The organism is Zoogloea sp., assembly GCF_028689785.1.
Lineage (GTDB): Bacteria > Pseudomonadota > Gammaproteobacteria > Burkholderiales > Rhodocyclaceae > Zoogloea.
The window spans coordinates 182,173-199,497 of the sequence record NZ_JAQVCN010000003.1; the positions used below are offsets into that span (position 1 = coordinate 182,173).

Below are 17,325 nucleotides of genomic sequence, written 5' to 3' on the forward strand. Positions count from 1 at the left end.
CATCCGATGACAACATCCCCCTTTTCCCTTGCCCTGCCTGCCGGCGACACCGATCTGGCGGAAATCCGCCCGCGTCTGGGCGACGATGACCCGACGGTGCGCCGCCTGGCCCTGATCGAACTGGCCGAGCTGGAAGACGAGGCGCACACCCCCTGGTTGGTGGCGGCCCTGTCGGATTCAGTGGCCGAGGTCCGCGCCGAAGCAGCCGACCGCCTGGCCGATCGGGAGAGCCCCGAGTCTGTCCGTGCCCTGCTGGCTCGCCTGGAGGACGACGATGCTAGCGTGCGTGCTGCTGCGGCCCACAGCCTGACCGAGGTCCGTGCCCCTGAAAACGGCAAGCTGCTGGTGGCCGCCCTCGATACCGCCCGGGGGGCGACCCGTGCCCGGGTGCTGCACGCTCTGCGCGAGCTGCGTCTGCCCTCCAGCTTTTCCCCGGCGCTGGCCGCTGTCGATGCCGTCGAGGCGGAGGTACGCCTGGAGGCCGTCGGCGTGCTCGGCTGGCTCAAGCAGCCCGCCGCCTTGCCGGCGCTGATGCGGCTGGCGGCGGACGACGCCGATGCCGATGTGCGGCGGGCCGCAGTGGGTGCGCTGGGGCTGGCCACTGACGACGCGGTGCTGCCTGCGCTCCTCCAGGCCCTGGCCGACCCGGTCTGGCAAGTGCGCGAGGAGGCCGCCACCACCCTGGGCAAGCTGCGCCTGGCGGGCGCCGGCCCGGCCCTGATCGCCGCCCTCGACGACAGCTACTGGCAGGTGCGCCAGCGCGTGGTGCGCACCCTCGGGCGCCTCAAGGACACCCGCGCGCTTCAGGCTGTGGTGGCCTCGGCCCTGTTCCATTCTTCCGCCAACCTGCGCAAGGAGGCCGCCATCGCCCTGGGCGAAATCGGCGATGCCGGCGCGTTGGCGCCGCTGGCCCAGGCCGCGTCCGATGCCGATCCGGAGGTGCGAAAGTCGGCCCGCCTGGCCATTGCCCAGATCCAGGCCGCCGCCGCAGTGAAGTCCTGAAGAGCCCTGGGCTGCCGGACTCAGGCCCCGAAATAGCGCTCCGGCCGGTGATTGATGGCGATCACCAGGTTGAGGGCGCCGGCGGCCAGTACCGACAGGGCCACCTGCAGCGGCGACACCACCATCAGCCCCAGCGCCAGGATCACACAGTCGCCGGCCATCTGCACCGTGCCGGCGCGCCAGCCGCGGGTCTTCTGCAGATAGATGGCGAGCACGCCGAGCCCGCCCAGGCTGGCCCCGTGGCGGATCAGGATGAGGATGCCGATCCCCGCCAGCAGCCCGGCCATGACGGCCGCAAACACCGGGTCGATGCGCTGAAAGGCGATCAGGCCCGGCAACATTTCGGTATACAGCGACAACACCCCCACCGCGCAGAAGGTCTTCAGGGTAAAGCTGCGCCCCATGGCCCGGTAGGCGAACACGTAGAAGGGCAGGTTGACGGCAAACAGCACCGTGCCCAGACGCCACCCGCCCAGGTAGTGGAGCAGGAAGGCCAGCCCGGCAGAGCCGCCCAGCAGCAGGCGGCTTTCCCGGAAGATCAGGATCGCCAGGGCCACGAACAGGCAGCCGGTGAGCACCCCCTGCACGTCTTCGAGGGGGCTGTGGCGCGTGGCCTGCAGGGCAGGGCGGGCGGACTCGGCGGGGGTGACAGACATGGCGGGCTTGTAAGAGGGCGGTACGCCGCCGATCATACCTGCCCGTCCGCCAGTTTTTTTGACGGGCCATGTAATAAAGGCGCGTGTCGGCCGACCAATGGCCAGCACCAGGTATTTGCGTGGCCCGTCGGCCACCTGCCGGCGCCCCGATTCCAACAGGAGAGATCATCATGAAAAATTCCATTTCCGGCCTGAGCGCCGCTGCTGTCGCCGCATCCCTGGCCCTGGCCGGTGCCGCCCATGCCGGCGAAAACCCCTTCGCCGCCAAATCTCTGGAGGGCGGCTACCAACTGGCCCAGGCCGACACCAAGGCGAAGGATGGCAAGTGCGCCGCGGACAAGAAAATGGACGGCAAGTGTGCCGGCGACAAGAAGGCGGAGGGCAAGTGTGCGGCCGGCAAGAAGGCCGACGGCAAATGCGCTGCGAGCAAGAAAAAGGACGCCAGCTGCGGCGGCGACAAGAAGATGGATGGCAAGTGCGCTGCCGACAAGAAATAAGATGCCCGGCGGCATGGGGCAGGGCCGCCTTGCTCCATGCCGGGAGGTGCTGACCATGCCTGCACGCCTGCCTGTCGGTGCCGGGCTCGGCTTTCGCCGCGAGCTGCTCGCCGAGCTGGAGGCCGGTGTTCCGGCGGCCGTGCAGTTCTTCGAGCTGGCCCCCGAGAACTGGGTCGGCATGGGCGGGCGCTCGGCCCGCCAGCTGCGCAGCTTCACCGAGCGCTACCCCTTCGTGTGCCACGGCCTGTCCCTGTCGGTGGGCGGCCAGCGCCCCCTTGATACCGACCTGCTCCGGCGCACCCGTGCCTTCATGGCCGAACACGGCATCGGCTTGTACACCGAACACCTGTCGTGGAGCAGTGATGACGGACAGCTCTACGACCTGCTGCCCCTGCCTTGCACCGACGAGGCCGTGCGCTGGGCGGCGGCCCGCATCCGCCAGGCCCAGGATGTGCTCGGCTGCCGCATCGGCATCGAAAACGCCTCCCGCTACGTCACCCCGCCCGGTGCCGAGATGGACGAAGCCAGCTTCATCCGCGCCGTTGTCGAGGAGGCCGACTGCCTGCTCCACCTGGACGTGAACAACATTCTGGTCAATGCCCGCAACTTCGGCTTCGATCCCTTCGACTTCCTCCACGCCCTGCCATTGGCGCGTACCTGCTACATCCACGTGGCCGGCCACCATGTGGAGGACGACGGCCTGCTCATCGACACCCATGGCGCCCCGGTCATCGACCCGGTATGGGATCTGCTGGCTGCTGCCTACCGCCACACCGGCCCGGTGCCCACCTGCCTGGAGCGGGACTTCGGCTTTCCGCCCCTCGCCGAGCTGGGCGAGGAGGTTGCCCGCATCGCCCGTCTGCAGGCGGCGGGGGCCGCCCGATGAGCGGGCTGCGTGACTTCCAGCTGGCCTTCGGCCGGCGCATCCGGGCCGGCGCCCGGGCGCCGCTGCCGGCCGGTGTGCCGCGCCAGCGCATGGAGGTGTATGAGGCGCTGCTCTTCAACAACCTGTGTGGCTTTCTCGATCGCTGCTTTCCGGTGGGGCGGGCCTGCCTTGGCGAGCTGCGGTGGACACGCCTGTGCCGGGCCTTCTACCGGGACTGGCCGTGTGCCACCTCCTGGTTCCGCGAAATTCCGAGGGAGTTCGTCGCCTATCTGGAGGCTGGGCCGCGCCAGCGCCTGCCGCGCTGGTTTGCCGAGTTGGCCCGCTACGAATGGGCCGAGCTGGCCGTGGACGTGATGGAGGCGGCGCTGCCAGCCGGCCTGGCTGACGGGGATCCCGTCGACGGCTGTCCTGTCGTCAATCCGGCCCTGCTGTCCCTGGCCTTCCAGTGGCCAGTACACCGCATCGGGCCGGACGCGCGCCCCCGCCGCCCGGCGCCGGTGCAACTGCTGGTGTTCCGCGACGGGGCCGACGAGGTGTGCTTTGTCGAGACCAACCTGGCCACCGCCCGCCTGCTGGCGCTGCTGGCGGGCGGCGGCGTGTCGGGTCGGGATGCCCTGGTGCAGCTCGCCACCGAACTCGGCCGGGCGCCGGACGCCGCCTTCATGGATTTCGGTCGTCACAGCCTGGCCGAGCTGCGCCGTCTCGGTGTGCTGCTGGGGACGCTCCCATGAGCTTCCCTGCTATGCTGGATCAGGCGGCCTGGCATCCAGCCCCGCCTCATCCCACCCGGATTCTTCCGCATTCCATGACCGTTACATCCCACGCCGAGCTCATCTCCGGCTTCCGCCCCCAGCTGCTCAAGTTTGCCCGCCTGCAGCTGCAGGACGACGCGGCCGCCGAGGACGCGGTGCAGGAGGCCATCGAGGCCGCCCTCAAGGGCATCGAGCGCTTCGCCGGCCGCTCGGCCCTGAAGACCTGGCTGTTCACCATCGTCCGTCACAAGGTCATCGACTTTCTGCGCGAGCGCGGGCGCACCGTGCAGGTCTCCAGCCTGGAGCGTGACGAGGCCGACATGGACGAAGCCTTCGACGCCCTGTTCCGGGAGAGCGAGCACTGGAGCCCGATGAGCCGCCCGCGGCCGTGGGGCAACCCGGAGGAGGCCCTCGAACAGCAGCAGTTCTGGCAGGTCTTCGAGATCTGCCTGGAGGTGCTGCCGGCGCGCACCGCCCGGGTGTTCATGATGCGGGAGTTCCTGGGCCTCGAAACCGACGAGATCTGCACCACTCTGGCCCTGAGCGTCGGTAACTGCAACGTGATCCTGCACCGGGCCCGGGCCGGCCTGCGCCAGTGCCTCTCCGAAGGCTGGTTCGGGGGAAAGGCCGTTTCATGCTGACCTGCAAGCACACCACCCGGCTGCTCTCCGAAGCCCTCGACCGCCCCCTAGGCAGGCGCGAGCGCCTTGCCCTGCGCCTGCACCTGGTGTTCTGCCGGGGCTGTCGGGCCTTCCGTCAGCACATCGACTTCCTGCGCCGGGCAAGCCGCGCCTTCACCAGGCATGACGACGGGGCTTCCTGAGCCGCGCCCTGACCCTTCAGTTTTCCCGCGAATGACCGTCACAGGTGGCGCGTAGCCTGTTGCGCTGCGACACCAGCTTGGCCATCCCTGGCAACGAAATCACGTTTCAGGGCTCCAATGAGGCGAATCTGCTTTGCTGCATTGCAGCAGCGGGACTATCCTGTCGGCTACGGCACCACCCCATGAAGCGAGAATCAGCGTGAGCGAAATCGATCTGAAACGGTTCTTCCTCGAACAGGTACGCCTCTTCGAGCACTTCCCGGCCGACAAGGTCGAGGAAATCGTCAGCCAGGGCCAGCTGGCCAGCTACGAGGGCAACGAAGCCATCCTAGAGACCGGCGACGACAGCAAATACATCGGCGTGCTGATCACCGGCCACGCCGAGATCTCCATCACCGACAACACCGGCACCCGCTCGGTGCTCAGCCAGCTCGGGCCGGGCGACGTCTTCGGCGTCATGTCCATCCTCACTGGTGAGCGCCTCTCCGCCGACGTGATCGCCGGCAACCGCTGCTACGTGCTGCTGATCCCCCAGGCAGTCTTCAACGCCCACATCCTCACCAACCCGAAAGCCATCGCCTACCTGTCGCGCCTGCTCCTTGACCGCATGCGCAGCATGAGCCTGGACATCGTGGCGGGGCAGACCACCGGCACAGCCAAGTCCGACGATCCCTACGCCCTGTCCCTGGTCACCGGCCAGCCTGGCAAGGTGGTGGCCCTCAACGTGGGCGTCAGCCAGATCCATTTCGGCATCTACGACACCAAGGACATGGGCGCCGACGTGCATGGCATCGTCGACAACGCCGACCCGGCGGTAGCCTGCGTCACCGTGATGGTGGGCACCCAGGTCAAAACGCAGATGCGCGAACCCTTCCCCCTCACCGAGCTGTTCCGGGTGATGCAGGAAGCCACCCGCCTGCTGGGCGACGCCTTCACCTTCCACCCCGAGGACGTCACCGCCGTCGGCCACCGGGTGGTCCATGGGGGCAGCAAGTTCTCCAGCGCCGTGGTCATCACCCCGCAGGTCATCACCGAGATCGAAGCCCTCTCGGTGTTTGCCCCCCTGCATAACCCGGTCAACGTGGACGGCATCCGCATGGCCATGGGCCAGCTCTCCGGCGTGCCCCACGTGGCCGTCTTCGACACCGCCTTCCACCAGACCCTGCCGCCCTACGCCTACCTCTACGGTCTGCCCTACGATTTGTACAAGCAGGAGGGCATCCGCCGCTACGGCTTCCATGGCACCTCCCACCGCTATGTGTCCCTGAAGGCGGCCGAAGTCGTCCAGCGCCCCCTTGGCGAGCTTGAGGTGGTGTCCTGCCACCTGGGCATCGGCGCCTCCCTGTGCGCCATCGACCATGGCCGCTCGGTGGATACCACCATGGGCATGACGCCCACCGACGGTCTGATCATGCCCAGCCGTTCCGGCAGCATCGACCCCGCGGTGATGATCCATCTGATGCAGCAGCACGGCATGTCGCCCGAGCAGCTTTCCAGCCTGATCAACACCGGCAGCGGCCTGAAGGGCATCTCCGGAATCTCCAGCAACATCCACGACATCGAGACCGCTGCCAGCAACGGCCACCACCGGGCCCTGCTGGCCCACAAGGCCTTCTGCTACCAGGTGCGCAAGAACATCGGCGCCTACGTGGCGGCCATGGGCGGCATCGACGTGCTGGCCTTCACCGGCGACGTGGGCGAGACCAGTGCCACCGTGCGCAGCCTGGCCTGTCAGGGCCTCGGCTACATGGGCATCAAGCTGGATGAAGAGAAGAACCGCAATCTCGGCCTGGTGGGCTCCCACGCCATCATCTCCGCCGACGATTCGCCGGTCACCATCCTCGTCATCACCAACGACGACGAACGCCTGGTGGCCTGGGAAACCCTGCGCGCCATCGAGCGCAACCAGTTGCTGCTCGAAGCCCGCAGCGGCGAGCCGCCGGCCATCCCCATCGAGATCTCGGCCCACCACGTGCATCTGTGTCAGGCCGACGTGGACAAGCTCTTCGGGCCGGGGCACCAGCTCACCCCCGAGCACGAACTGTCCCAGCCGGGCCAGTTTGCCTGTGCCGAGAAGGTGCATCTGGTCGGCCCCAAGGGGCGCATCGCCAACGTCCGCGTGCTCGGCCCGACCCGCAAGGAAACCCAGGTCGAGATCGCCATGACCGAGCAGTTCAAGGTCGGTATCCAGCCGCCCATCCGCGAGTCGGGCGACCTGGTGAACACCCCGGGCATCACCCTCGAAGGCCCGGCCGGCAGCACCACCATCGAGCGTGGTGTCATCTGCGCCCAGCGCCACATCCACATGACCCCCGAAGACGCCCTGCGTTTCCGCGTGCGCGACAAGTACATCGTCCGGGTGCGCATCGAGGGCGAGCGCGAGCTGATCTTCGGCGACGTGGTGGTGCGCGTGAACCCGGCCTACCGCCTGGCCATGCACATCGACACCGACGAAGGCAACGCTGCCAACATCCGCACCGGCATGCAGGGCTTCATCGAGGAGATCCAGAGCCGGCTCTGAGGGCAGGGGGCTTGACCCCCTCGTTCATGCAACAAGGGGCGGCTTCGGTCGCCCCTTGTGCATTCAGTGAGCGCGCCTAGCCCAGCCCTGGCAGCCATCCCCACGGGAAAAGCAAAAAGGCCGGTTCCTTGAGGAACCGGCCTTTTTGCCAATCGGGTGGTGCTCATGGGCAGGATTGAACTGCCGACCTCTCCCTTACCAAGGGAGTGCTCTGCCACTGAGCTACATGAGCGGTATCCCGCTGTGTCCTGACCAGGCAACTGCCTGAGGGACGGGAAAACTGGAGCGGCAGAAGAGTCTCGAACTCTCGACCTCAACCTTGGCAAGGTTGCGCTCTACCAACTGAGCTACTGCCGCATAGGACTTCAGATACTGAAGACGCCTGTTGAAAGCGCCTTGTCCGAAGGCCGGCACTATACAGGAAACCCGTGATTTGTGAAGCCCGCGATTGAAAAAATTCATCCCGGTCTGGGGGCAGGAGGCGGGCAGAGGGCGGTTCGAGACGGGAATGTCTTTTCGTTTCAAGGCCGTACTGGGCGCCTCGCGGTCGGGCATGGAGCCTTTCTTTGGTGCAGGCGCGGTGGGTGATGCCGGGTTCTTGTGCATGGCTGTGCTGGTCATGGCGCTAAATCCTTGATTTTTCGTGTCCTCGGCGCTTGGCACAGCTTCTGCTTCTTATTGAGAAACTTTTTTTCATTGAGTGCAAACAGGAGCGATGTCCCATGAAGATCCCGCAGACCAGCCCGGCCGCCCCGGCCGTGCGCGCAGCCCGTGGTGGAGGGCGCCATGAAGTGGATTAGCGCAATCATCAAGCCCTTCAAGCTCGACGAGGTCCGCATGGCCCTCAATGCTGTCGGCGTGCAGGGGCTCACCGTGACCGACGTGAAGGGCTTTGGCCGCCAGAAGGGGCACACGGAGCTCTACCGGGGCGCCGAGTACGTGGTGGATTTTCTGCCCAAGGTGAAGATCGAGGCCGCCGTGCCGGACGACGTGCTTGAGTCTGCCATTGCCGCCATCGAACAGGCCGCGGCCACCGGCAAGATCGGTGACGGAAAGATCTTCGTCTTCGATCTCGCCCGGGCCGTCCGCATCCGTACCGGCGAGTCCGGCGCGGCTGCCATCTGAGGAGAACCCCATGAAACGCTTGCTCGCTTTCGCTCCCTTTCTTGCTGCTGCACTCTTTTCCACACCGGGCTGGGCCGACGGGGCACCGCCGGCTCCGGTACCCAACAAGGGTGACACGGCCTGGTTGATCACCGCCACCCTGCTGGTGGTGATGATGGCCACCCCGGGCCTCGGGCTGTTCTACGGCGGCATGGTCCGCGCCAAGAACATGCTGTCGGTGCTGATGCAGACCCTGGTGATTTTCTGTCTGCTCGGCGTGCTGTGGGCCGTGTATGGCTACAGCCTGGCCTTCACGGACGGCAATGCCTTCATCGGCGGCTTCGACAAGCTGTTCATGAAGGGCGTGACGCCCGAGACGGTGGTGGCGACCTTCAGCAAGGGCGTGGTGCTGCCCGAATACCTGTTTGCCTCCTTCGAGCTGACCTTTGCCGCCATTACACCGGCGCTGATCATCGGGGGCTTCGCCGAGCGCATCAAGTTCTCGGCGGTGCTGATCTTCATGGTGCTGTGGTTCACCTTCTCCTACATCCCCATGGCCCACATGGTCTGGTACTGGGCCGGCCCGGATGCCTTCACCTCGGCCGAGGCTGCGGCCAAGGCGGGCGAGTTTGCCGGCTTCCTGTTCAACAAGGGGGCGCTGGACTTTGCCGGCGGCACGGTGGTGCATATCAACGCTGGCGTGGCCGCGCTGGTGGGCGCCTACATGGTGGGGCCGCGCATCGGCTATCGCCGTGAATCCATGGCCCCCCACAGCCTGACCATGACCCTAGTTGGCGCCTCGCTGCTCTTCGTGGGCTGGTTCGGCTTCAACGTGGGTTCGGCGCTGGAAGCGGGCGCCACCGCCAGCCTGGCCTTCTTCAACACCCTGGTCGCCACCTGCGCCGCCACGGTGGCATGGACGGTGGTCGAGGCCATCTTCAAGGGCAAGCCCTCCATGCTCGGTGCGGTATCCGGCGCCATTGCCGGCCTGGTGGTGATCACCCCGGCCTGCGGTCTGGTCGGCCCCATGGGCGCCATCATCATGGGCTTCCTCGGCGGCATCGTGTGCTACTGGGGCGTCAATGGCCTCAAGCGCATGCTCGGTGTCGATGACAGCCTCGACGTGTTCGGCGTGCATGGGGTGGGCGGCATCCTCGGTGCGCTGCTGGTGGGCGTCTTCGCCGCGCCGGAGCTGGGCGGTGCCGGCGTGTGGGACTACGTGGCCAACGCTCCCGGCACCTTCGACATGGGCGCCCAGATGGTGGCCCAGGCCTGGGGTGTGGGCACGGCGGTGGTGTGGTCCGGGGTGGTGTCGTGGGTCGCCTTCAAGCTCATCGACCTGACCATCGGCCTGCGCGTCAGCGAAGAAGACGAGCGGGAAGGCCTCGACCTGAGCGCCCACGGCGAGTCGGCCTACCACCACTGATCCAGCGCTTGCCTGCTGCAGGGCCTGCCCTGTCCGGAAATGCCGGGCGGGGCAGTTGCCCCCGGCGGCCTGTCTTCAGCCGGCGTCGCCCGGGGTGGGGTACATCAGCACGCTGAGAAAGCGGATCGGGCATTGGGTGAGCTTCTCGGGGCCGTGGGGAATGTCGGCCCGGAAGGTGAGGGCGTCGCCCGGGGTGAGCACGTAGGTGTTCTGCCCGTGGCGGTATTCGATCTCGCCTTCGAGCATGTAGATGAACTCGGTGCCCGGGTGTTCGAAGATCGGGAAGGTTTCGGATTCATGGTCGATGGTGATCAGGAAGGGCTCGAAGACCTTTGTCGGGCCCTGATCGTAAGCCAGCAGGTGATAGGTGTGGCCCTTCTTGGTGCCGCGCCGCACCACCTCCATGCCTTCGCCCTTCTTCACCAGCTGCGCGCTCCCGTCGCGCACGTCGTAGCCCCGGAACAGGGTGGCGATGGACACCCCCAGGGCGCCTGCCAGGCGCGACAGGGTGTCGAGGCTGGTGGCCGTCTGGGCATTCTCGATCTTGGACAGCATGCCCCGGCTGATGCCCGCCAGGCTGGCCACGTCGGCGATGGTCAGCCCGTGTTTCTGGCGCAGATCACGGATGGTGTTGCCCAGATAGCGCTCCAGGCTGCCGGAGCTGTCGGTGTCGCTCATGGGGGATCTCCTGCCGAAATAAGGATGTCGGGATTATTGCACAGACGTCATTTGTTTCACTGTAGGAAAAATAGTTGACATGATTCGCATCGAGATGCACCATGTTCAAAAATAATTCTCTATATGAACTTCCTGACGGAGTTGAGAGCATGTCATCGAGTCGTCGTTACACCCTGTCCCTTTCCTGCCCCGACCGGGTTGGCATCGTGGCCGCCGTGAGTGGCTTTCTGGCCCAGAACCAGGGCTGGATCACCGAGGCCAACAACCACGCCGACGCCGAGGCAGGCCGTTTCTTCATGCGCCAGGAGATCCTGGCCGACTCGCTGCCCTTCGGCATCGACACCCTGCGCGACAAGTTCGCGCCCATCGCCGCCGAGTTCCAGATGGACTGGCGCATCAGCGACAGCGCCCGCAAGAAGCGCGTGGTGATCCTGGTGTCCAAGCAGGAGCACTGCCTGTACGACCTGCTGGCGCGCTGGCAGGCCGACGAGCTGAACATCGAGATCCCCTGCGTCATCTCCAACCACGAAACCTTCCGCGGCTTTGTGGAGTGGCACGGCATCCCCTTCCACCACGTACCGGTGACGCCGGAGAACAAGCCCGCCGCCTACGCCAAGGTCGCCGACCTGTTCCGCGAAGCCGAAGGCGACGTGATGGTGCTGGCGCGCTACATGCAGATCCTGTCCCCGGAGCTGTGCGAGAACTACCCGGGGCAGATCATCAACATCCACCACAGCTTCCTGCCCAGCTTTGTCGGCGCCAAGCCCTACCACCAGGCCTACACCCGGGGCGTCAAGCTGATCGGTGCCACCTGCCACTACGTGACCAGCGAGCTCGACCAGGGCCCGATCATCGAGCAGGACGTGATCCGCGTGGATCACTCCGATGCTCCGGACGACCTGGTGCGCTACGGCAAGGACATCGAAAAGGCCGTGCTGGCCCGGGGCCTGCGCTACCACCTGGAAGACCGGGTGCTGGTGCATGGCAACAAGACCGTGGTCTTCCGATGAGCCCGGCCACCCCCCGTAAGGGCGACTTCAGTCGCCCGCGGACTGCGATCAACGGATTGCCCTTCATCCCCGCGCTGCGGGCGGCCCAGGCCGTTTCCCGCATGGCTACCTGAGGATTCAAAAATGCCCTGGCGTCTGCTGCGCTTTGCGCTGAACAAGAAGCATCCGGAGCCCCGGATGTTCACCTTCCACGAGAAGCTCAAACCGAGCTACGACGTGGTCATCATCGGGGCCGGCGGCCACGGTCTGGCGGCGGCCTACTACCTGGCCAAGGAGCACGGCGTCACCAATGTGTGCGTGCTTGAGAAGGGTTACATCGGCGGCGGCAACACGGGCCGCAACACCACCATCATCCGCTCCAACTACCTCACGCCCGAGGGCGTGCAGTTCTACGACGAGTCGGTGAAGCTGTGGCAGGACTTGTCCACCGACTTCGACCTGAACCTGTTCTACGCCAACCGCGGCCACTTCACCCTGGCCCATACCGACTCCGCCCTGCGCACCATGCGCTGGCGTGCCGAGGTGAACAAGCACTACGGGGTTAACTCGGAAGTGGTGGGCCCGGAGGTGGTGAAGGAAGCCGCGCCGATGATCGACCTGTCGTGTGCGGGCCACGCCCCCATCCTCGGCGCCCTGTACCACGCGCCGGGGTCGGTGGCCCGCCATGACGCGGTGGCCTGGGGCTACGGCCGCGGCGCCGACCAGCGCGGCGTGGAGATCCACCAGCAGACCGAAGTGCTCGGCATCGACGTGCAGGCCGGCAAGGTCAAGGGCGTGAAGACATCCCGCGGCTACATCTCCACCGGCAAGGTGCTGTGTGCGGTGGCCGGCTCCACCCCGCGCATCCTGAAAATGGTGGACGTCAAGACACCGATCTACATCCACCCCCTGCAGGCCATGGTCAGCGAGCCCATCAAGCCCTGGCTCGACCCCATCCTGGTGTCCGGCAGCCTGCACGTCTACATCAGCCAGTCGGCCCGCGGCGAGCTGGTGATGGGCGCCTCCCTCGACCCCTACGAACTCCACGGCACCCGCTCCACCCTCGACTTCGTCGAAGGCCTCAGCACCCACATGCTGGAGATGTTCCCCTTCCTCTCCGGCGTCAAGGTGATGCGCCAGTGGGCCGGCATGGCCGACATGACTCCCGACTTCGCCCCGGTAATGGGCAAGACCCCGGTGGAGGGCTTCTACCTGGATTCCGGCTGGGGCACCTGGGGCTTCAAGGCCACGCCGGTGTGCGGCAAGACCATGGCCCACACCCTGGTCAACGACACCCCCCATCCGCTGATCACCGGCTTCTCCATGGACCGCTTCCGCAACTACGCCCTCACCGGCGAAAAGGGCGCGGCGAGCGTGGGTCACTGAGTCGGCCACAGAGAGGAAACCCACCATGAAGATCCTGACCTGCCCCCTCAACGGCCCCCGCCCTGTCTCCGAGTTCTTCTACTGGGGCGAAGTGCGCCCCATGCCCAACCCGAACCTGGCCAGCGATGACGAATGGGCCGACTACGTCTTCAACCGCAACGGCGCGCCCGGCGTGAAGAAGGAGTGGTGGTGCCACACCCCCAGCAATACCTGGTTCATCGCCGAGCGTGACACCGAGAAGGACGTCGTGCTCAAGACCTACTTTTATCAGGGAGAAGAATGATGCGTTTGCCCGCCAACAGCGGCGAGTGGATCGACCGCTCCCGCCCCCTCGAATTCCGCTTCGAAGGCCGCAGCTACAAGGGTTACGAAGGCGACACCATCAGTTCGGCCCTGTGGGGGGCGGATGTGCGCGTCCTCGGCCGCAGCTTCAAGTACCACCGGCCCCGGGGCGTGCTGTCCCTGGCCAACCACGACACCAACGCCCTGCACCAGCTGGGCGGCACCCCCAACGTGCGTGCCGACGTCACCCCGCTGCTCGCCGGCATGGACCTGAATGCGGTCAACACCTTCGGCAGCCTGGAGGGCGACAAGGGTCGCTTCCTGGGCAAGATGGCGCGCTTCCTGCCGGTGGGCTTCTATTACAAGGCCTTCCACACCCGCAAGCTCTTCCCCATGTGGGAGCGCATGTTCCGCTACATGACCGGCCTCGGCCGGGTGGACCTCCAGGCCCCCCATCGCAGCACCCCCAAGGCCTACGACTTCTGCGACGTGCTGGTGATTGGCGCCGGCCCCTCCGGCCTGTCGGCGGCCCTCTCCGCCGCTGCCCAGGGCGCCGAGGTGGTGGTGGTGGATGAGAACGCCCGGGCCGGCGGCAGCGCCAGCTACCAGATCGGCAACGATGCCAGCCGCCGTCGCCTGCTCGCCGAGCTGCTCGTCCAGGTTGCCGCCCAGCCGCGCATCCGCGTGCTCACCGGCACCTACGCCGCCGGCTACTACAAGGACCACTGGATTCCCCTGGTCAGTGCCGAACGCATGCTCAAGATGCGTGCCGGCAGCGTGGTGGTGGCCAGCGGCGCCTTCGAGCAGCCCGCCGTCTTCCACAACAACGACCTGCCCGGCGTGATGCTGGCCAGCGCCGCCCAGCGCCTGATGTACCGCTACGGCGTCAAGCCGGTGAACAAGGCCGTGGTGCTGGTGGCCAACGCCGACGGCTACCGGGCCGCCCTGGATCTGCTGGCCCAGGGCGTGGGCGTGGCCGCCGTGGTGGACCTGCGCGCCACCGCCGGCAGCGCCGACCCCCTGGCGCGCCTGCTGCAGCAGTCCGGTGTCGACATTCTCAGCGGTCACGCCGTGGTCGAAGCCCTGCCCGACGGCAAGGGCCTGTGTGCCGGTGCCCGCGTCGCCCCATTGCAAGCCAACGGCACCCCCGGCGTCCCGACCCGCGACATCGCCTGCGACGGCATCCTGATGAGCACCGGCTGGGCGCCCGCCGCCAACCTGCTGTACCAGGCCGGCACCCGCATGCGCTACGACAAAAAGGTGGAGCAGTTCGTCCCCGACGCGCTGCCCGACGGTGTGTTCGCCTGTGGCCGTGTCAATGGCGTGCATGAACTGGCCCGGCGCATGGCCGACGGCACCCGCGCCGGCAGCCACGCCGCCGCGGCCGCCGGCTTCGGCCAGCCCGTCGGCGAAGCCCTGCCGCCCGAGGCCGAGAGCCCCAGCCACCCCTGGCCCATCGTCGATCACCCGGCCGGCAAGAACTTCGTCGATTTCGACGAAGACCTGCAATTCAAGGATTTCTGCAACGCCGTGCAGGAGGGCTTCGACAACATCGAGCTGCTCAAGCGCTTCTCCACCAACGGCATGGGCCCCAGCCAGGGCAAGCACTCCAACATGAACGGGCTGCGCATCCTGGCCCGCCTCACCGGCAAGGAGCCCCAGCAGGTTGGCACCACCACCGCGCGCCCCTTCTACCACCCGGTCCCCATGGCCATCCTGGCCGGGCGCGGCTTCAACCCGGAGCGTCGCACGCCCCTCACCAGCCGCCACGACGCCCTGGGCGCCAAGTGGATGCCGGCCGGCGTGTGGCAGCGCCCCGAGTATTACCAGGCCGCCGGGCAGGACCGCCTGGCCTGCATCCGCGGCGAAGCCCACTCGGTGCGCAACGCAGTCGGCCTCATCGACGTGGGCACCCTGGGCAAGCTCGAAGTCATCGGCCCCCAGGCCGCCGAGTTCCTGGAGCGGGTGTACACCTCCAACTACGCCAACCTCAAGGTCGGCATGACCCGCTACGCGGTGATGTGCGACGAGTCCGGCGTGGTGATCGACGACGGCGTGGTGGCCCGCCTGGCGGACGACCACTTCTACTTCACCACCACCACTTCCGGCGCCGCCACCATCTACCGGGAGCTGTCGCGCCTCAACACCATGTGGCGGCTCGACTGCGGCATCGTCAATCACACCGGCGCCTTCGCCGCGGTGAACCTGGCCGGCCCCAAGTCCCGCGAGGTGCTCAAGACCCTCACCAGCCTGGACCTCTCCGCCGCCGCCTTTCCCTACCTGGCGGTGCGCGAGGGCGAAGTGGCCGGCATTGCTGCCCGGCTGATGCGTGTCGGCTTCGTGGGTGAATGGGGTTACGAGATCCACGTGCCCGCCAGCATGGGTGGCGCCCTGTGGGACGCCCTGATGCAGGCCGGCAAGGCCCATGGCATCCGCCCCTTCGGCGTGGAGGCCCAGCGCCTGCTGCGCCTCGAAAAGGGCCACATCATCATCAGCCAGGACACCGACGGCCTCACCACCCCGCTGGAAGTGGGCATGGACTGGGCGGTGAAGATGGCCAAGCCCTTCTTCGTCGGCCAGCGCAGCCTCGCCGCCATCGCCCACAAACCACGCAAACAGCAGCTGGCCGGCATCGTCTTTCCGGTGGGCTACAGCGGCGCCGTGCCCCTGGAGTGCAATCTGGTCATCGAGGGCGGCAGCATCGCCGGCCGCGTCACCAGCATCGCCTTCAGCCCCAGCCTCGGTCGCCACATCGGCCTGGCCTTCCTGCGGCCCGATCTGGCCACCCCCGGCAGCACCGTCAGCATCCGCCTCACCGACGGCACGCTGGTGCAGGCCCAGGTCAGCACCACCCCGTTCTACGACCCGGACAACCTCAAGCAGAAGGAGGCTGCAGAGAGCGCTGCGCCGGGCCGTCCCCAGGCAGACTCGCACCACAGTGCGCAGCACGGAGGTACTCCAACAAGTACAAACCTCGCCGTGAGCCCGGTGGCCGAGTGTCTCGCCACCACGCTCCTCAAGCCGCAAGACCAGGCCGCCGCGGTCGCCAGCCTCGGCATTGCCGATGTGTCCCTCACTGCCCGTCACGGCTGCAAGGGCCCCGGCGCCATCGCCTGGCTGGAAAGCCTCGGCCTGCCCATCCCGCCGAACACCAACAGCTGGCTGCCCCTGGATGGTGGCGGGCTGATTGCCCGGCTGGGCTTCACCGAGTTCCTGATCGAAGGCCCGGACGCGCTGATTGCCCCCGTCGTCGCCGCGCCCCGTGGCCCCGGTGTGTATCCGGTGCTGCGCCAGGACGCCGCGTTGATCGTCGGCGGCGCACGCCTGGAAGAGCTGCTGCGCCAGACCTGCAACGTCAACTTCCGCCCCCTCGACCCGGCCAGCCGCCCGGTGGTGCTCACCTCGATGGTCGGGGTCGGGGTCACGGTCATCCCGGAAGTGCGCAAGGGGCTGCCCGCCGCGCGCATCTGGTGCGACGGCACATACGGACATTACCTGTGGGAAACCCTGCTCGGCATCGCCACCGAGCTGGGTGGCGGCGCCGTTGCCCCCCACAGCTTCAACTGAATCGCCCGAACCCAACCCAACATCTCAGGAGAGCGGCAATGACGCCCACGGAAGCCAAGAAGTTTCTCGCCGACAACGAGGTCAAGTATGTGCTGGCCCAGTTTGTCGACATCCACGGCACGGCCAAGACCAAGGCTGTTCCGGCTGCCCATTTCGAGAGCATCCTCACCACCGGGGCCGGCTTTGCGGGCTTCGCGGTATGGGGCCTCGGCATTGAGCCCAACGGCCCCGACTACATGGCCATCGGTGATCTGGACACCCTCACGCTGGTGCCCTGGCAGCCCGGCTACGCCCGCATCGCCTGCGACGGCCATGTGAAAGGCGAGCCCTGGCCCCTGGACACCCGCGTGGTGCTGAAGGAGCAGGTCAAGCGCCTCGACGCCATGGGCTACACCTTCTTCACCGGGCTGGAGCCGGAGTTCTCCCTGCTCAAGAAGGATGCCAGCGGCAACGTCATCCCCACCGACCCCACCGACACCTTGCCCAAGCCCTGTTACGACTACAAGGGCCTGTCGCGCAACCGCCAGTTTCTTGAAACCCTCACCGACAGCCTGCGGCAGGTAGATGTGGACGTCTATCAGATCGACCACGAGGACGCCAATGGCCAGTTCGAGATCAACTACACCTTTGCCGACTGCCTGACCTCCGCCGACCACTACCTGCTGTTCAAGATGGCCGCCTCGGAGATCGCCAACGACCTGGGCATGATCTGCTCCTTCATGCCCAAGCCCTTCGCCAACCGGCCGGGCAACGGCA

The 17,325-nt window shown here is 66.9% G+C and carries 16 protein-coding genes, 2 tRNA genes and 1 pseudogene; 15 read left to right on the forward strand and 4 right to left on the reverse strand.

Annotation, left to right across the window (positions count from 1 at the left end; all coding sequences use genetic code 11):
- Positions 1–6 precede the first annotated feature (6 nt).
- On the forward strand, positions 7–1,002 hold the full coding sequence (locus tag PHI64_RS03055) for a HEAT repeat domain-containing protein (RefSeq protein ID WP_299878380.1): 996 nt from the start codon (positions 7–9) through the stop codon (positions 1,000–1,002).
- Positions 1,003–1,022: 20 nt separating this feature from the next.
- Here PHI64_RS03055 and PHI64_RS03060 read toward each other — a convergent pair whose 3' ends face one another.
- Positions 1,023–1,658: a YitT family protein gene (locus PHI64_RS03060; RefSeq protein ID WP_299878384.1), complete on the reverse strand. Its 636-nt coding sequence runs from the start codon at positions 1,656–1,658 to the stop codon at positions 1,023–1,025.
- Positions 1,659–1,828: 170 nt separating this feature from the next.
- On the opposite strand from PHI64_RS03060, the gene PHI64_RS03065 reads away from it, so the two are divergent.
- From PHI64_RS03065 to PHI64_RS03090, 6 genes are all read left to right on the forward strand, one after another.
- Positions 1,829–2,155 (forward strand): hypothetical protein, encoded by a 327-nt coding sequence (locus PHI64_RS03065; protein ID WP_299878387.1) that lies wholly within the window; start codon positions 1,829–1,831, stop codon positions 2,153–2,155.
- 55 nt (positions 2,156–2,210) lie between these two features.
- Entirely contained in the window at positions 2,211–3,041 is an 831-nt protein-coding gene (locus PHI64_RS03070) for a DUF692 domain-containing protein (RefSeq protein ID WP_299878390.1), read from the forward strand.
- Entirely contained in the window at positions 3,038–3,772 is a 735-nt protein-coding gene (locus PHI64_RS03075) for a putative DNA-binding domain-containing protein (protein ID WP_299878392.1), read from the forward strand. Before PHI64_RS03070 ends, PHI64_RS03075 begins: the two co-directional genes overlap by 4 nt.
- 74 nt (positions 3,773–3,846) lie before the next feature.
- On the forward strand, positions 3,847–4,434 hold the full coding sequence (locus tag PHI64_RS03080) for a sigma-70 family RNA polymerase sigma factor (protein WP_299878395.1): 588 nt from the start codon (positions 3,847–3,849) through the stop codon (positions 4,432–4,434).
- The gene (locus PHI64_RS03085; RefSeq protein ID WP_299878398.1) at positions 4,428–4,616 is read left to right on the forward strand and encodes a zf-HC2 domain-containing protein; all 189 of its coding nucleotides are present in this window, start codon (positions 4,428–4,430) and stop codon (positions 4,614–4,616) included. Before PHI64_RS03080 ends, PHI64_RS03085 begins: the two co-directional genes overlap by 7 nt.
- 199 nt (positions 4,617–4,815) lie before the next feature.
- Positions 4,816–7,137 (forward strand): acetate/propionate family kinase, encoded by a 2,322-nt coding sequence (locus PHI64_RS03090; RefSeq protein ID WP_299878401.1) that lies wholly within the window; start codon positions 4,816–4,818, stop codon positions 7,135–7,137.
- A 157-nt stretch (positions 7,138–7,294) separates the two neighbouring features.
- On the opposite strand, the gene PHI64_RS03095 is transcribed toward PHI64_RS03090, so the two are convergent.
- Positions 7,295–7,369 (reverse strand) — tRNA-Thr (locus tag PHI64_RS03095).
- A gap of 49 nt (positions 7,370–7,418) precedes the next feature.
- A tRNA-Gly gene (locus PHI64_RS03100) sits at positions 7,419–7,494 on the reverse strand.
- A 91-nt stretch (positions 7,495–7,585) separates the two neighbouring features.
- Between PHI64_RS03100 and PHI64_RS03105 the strand changes: the two genes are divergently transcribed.
- The 3 genes from PHI64_RS03105 to PHI64_RS03115 all read left to right on the forward strand — a co-directional run bounded on the left by PHI64_RS03105 (position 7,586) and on the right by PHI64_RS03115 (position 9,667).
- Entirely contained in the window at positions 7,586–7,774 is a 189-nt protein-coding gene (locus PHI64_RS03105; RefSeq protein ID WP_299878404.1) for a hypothetical protein, read from the forward strand.
- A 149-nt stretch (positions 7,775–7,923) separates the two neighbouring features.
- Positions 7,924–8,262: a P-II family nitrogen regulator gene (locus tag PHI64_RS03110; RefSeq protein ID WP_299878407.1), complete on the forward strand. Its 339-nt coding sequence runs from the start codon at positions 7,924–7,926 to the stop codon at positions 8,260–8,262.
- Positions 8,263–8,272: 10 nt separating this feature from the next.
- Positions 8,273–9,667 (forward strand): ammonium transporter, encoded by a 1,395-nt coding sequence (locus PHI64_RS03115; protein ID WP_299878410.1) that lies wholly within the window; start codon positions 8,273–8,275, stop codon positions 9,665–9,667.
- A gap of 75 nt (positions 9,668–9,742) precedes the next feature.
- Here the strand turns inward: PHI64_RS03115 and PHI64_RS03120 are convergent, their stop codons facing one another.
- Positions 9,743–10,345 (reverse strand): XRE family transcriptional regulator, encoded by a 603-nt coding sequence (locus PHI64_RS03120; RefSeq protein ID WP_299878413.1) that lies wholly within the window; start codon positions 10,343–10,345, stop codon positions 9,743–9,745.
- A 149-nt stretch (positions 10,346–10,494) separates the two neighbouring features.
- Here PHI64_RS03120 and purU point away from each other — a divergent pair, with 149 nt between their 5' ends.
- The 5 genes and pseudogenes from purU to PHI64_RS03145 form a co-directional block, all read left to right on the forward strand.
- Complete coding sequence (purU, locus tag PHI64_RS03125; protein WP_299878416.1) at positions 10,495–11,355, forward strand: formyltetrahydrofolate deformylase; 861 nt, start codon at positions 10,495–10,497, stop codon at positions 11,353–11,355.
- 123 nt (positions 11,356–11,478) lie between these two features.
- Positions 11,479–12,720 carry an FAD-dependent oxidoreductase gene (locus tag PHI64_RS03130; protein WP_299878419.1) on the forward strand — a complete coding sequence of 414 codons (1,242 nt, stop codon included), beginning with the start codon at positions 11,479–11,481 and terminating at the stop codon, positions 12,718–12,720.
- Between the two features lie 25 nt (positions 12,721–12,745).
- Entirely contained in the window at positions 12,746–13,003 is a 258-nt protein-coding gene (locus PHI64_RS03135; protein WP_296406654.1) for a sarcosine oxidase subunit delta, read from the forward strand.
- On the forward strand, positions 13,000–16,569 hold the full coding sequence (locus PHI64_RS03140; RefSeq protein WP_299878424.1) for a 2Fe-2S iron-sulfur cluster-binding protein: 3,570 nt from the start codon (positions 13,000–13,002) through the stop codon (positions 16,567–16,569). Before PHI64_RS03135 ends, PHI64_RS03140 begins: the two co-directional genes overlap by 4 nt.
- A gap of 38 nt (positions 16,570–16,607) precedes the next feature.
- Positions 16,608–17,325, forward strand: a pseudogene (locus PHI64_RS03145) (type III glutamate--ammonia ligase); the annotation flags it as partial.

What these genes read in the sequence shown, in the direction of transcription:
- PHI64_RS03115 (WP_299878410.1), top strand. Translation starts at nt 8,273, where the DNA reads ATGAAACGCTTGCTCGCTTTCGCTCCCTTTCTTGCTGCTGCACTCTTT.
- PHI64_RS03140 (WP_299878424.1), top strand. Translation starts at nt 13,000, where the DNA reads ATGATGCGTTTGCCCGCCAACAGCGGCGAGTGGATCGACCGCTCCCGC.
- PHI64_RS03060 (WP_299878384.1), bottom strand. Translation starts at nt 1,658, where the DNA reads ATGTCTGTCACCCCCGCCGAGTCCGCCCGCCCTGCCCTGCAGGCCACG.
- PHI64_RS03130 (WP_299878419.1), top strand. Translation starts at nt 11,479, where the DNA reads ATGCCCTGGCGTCTGCTGCGCTTTGCGCTGAACAAGAAGCATCCGGAG.
- PHI64_RS03055 (WP_299878380.1), top strand. Translation starts at nt 7, where the DNA reads ATGACAACATCCCCCTTTTCCCTTGCCCTGCCTGCCGGCGACACCGAT.
- PHI64_RS03120 (WP_299878413.1), bottom strand. Translation starts at nt 10,345, where the DNA reads ATGAGCGACACCGACAGCTCCGGCAGCCTGGAGCGCTATCTGGGCAAC.
- PHI64_RS03080 (WP_299878395.1), top strand. Translation starts at nt 3,847, where the DNA reads ATGACCGTTACATCCCACGCCGAGCTCATCTCCGGCTTCCGCCCCCAG.
- PHI64_RS03075 (WP_299878392.1), top strand. Translation starts at nt 3,038, where the DNA reads ATGAGCGGGCTGCGTGACTTCCAGCTGGCCTTCGGCCGGCGCATCCGG.
- purU (WP_299878416.1), top strand. Translation starts at nt 10,495, where the DNA reads ATGTCATCGAGTCGTCGTTACACCCTGTCCCTTTCCTGCCCCGACCGG.
- PHI64_RS03070 (WP_299878390.1), top strand. Translation starts at nt 2,211, where the DNA reads ATGCCTGCACGCCTGCCTGTCGGTGCCGGGCTCGGCTTTCGCCGCGAG.
- PHI64_RS03110 (WP_299878407.1), top strand. Translation starts at nt 7,924, where the DNA reads ATGAAGTGGATTAGCGCAATCATCAAGCCCTTCAAGCTCGACGAGGTC.
- PHI64_RS03085 (WP_299878398.1), top strand. Translation starts at nt 4,428, where the DNA reads ATGCTGACCTGCAAGCACACCACCCGGCTGCTCTCCGAAGCCCTCGAC.
- PHI64_RS03135 (WP_296406654.1), top strand. Translation starts at nt 12,746, where the DNA reads ATGAAGATCCTGACCTGCCCCCTCAACGGCCCCCGCCCTGTCTCCGAG.
- PHI64_RS03065 (WP_299878387.1), top strand. Translation starts at nt 1,829, where the DNA reads ATGAAAAATTCCATTTCCGGCCTGAGCGCCGCTGCTGTCGCCGCATCC.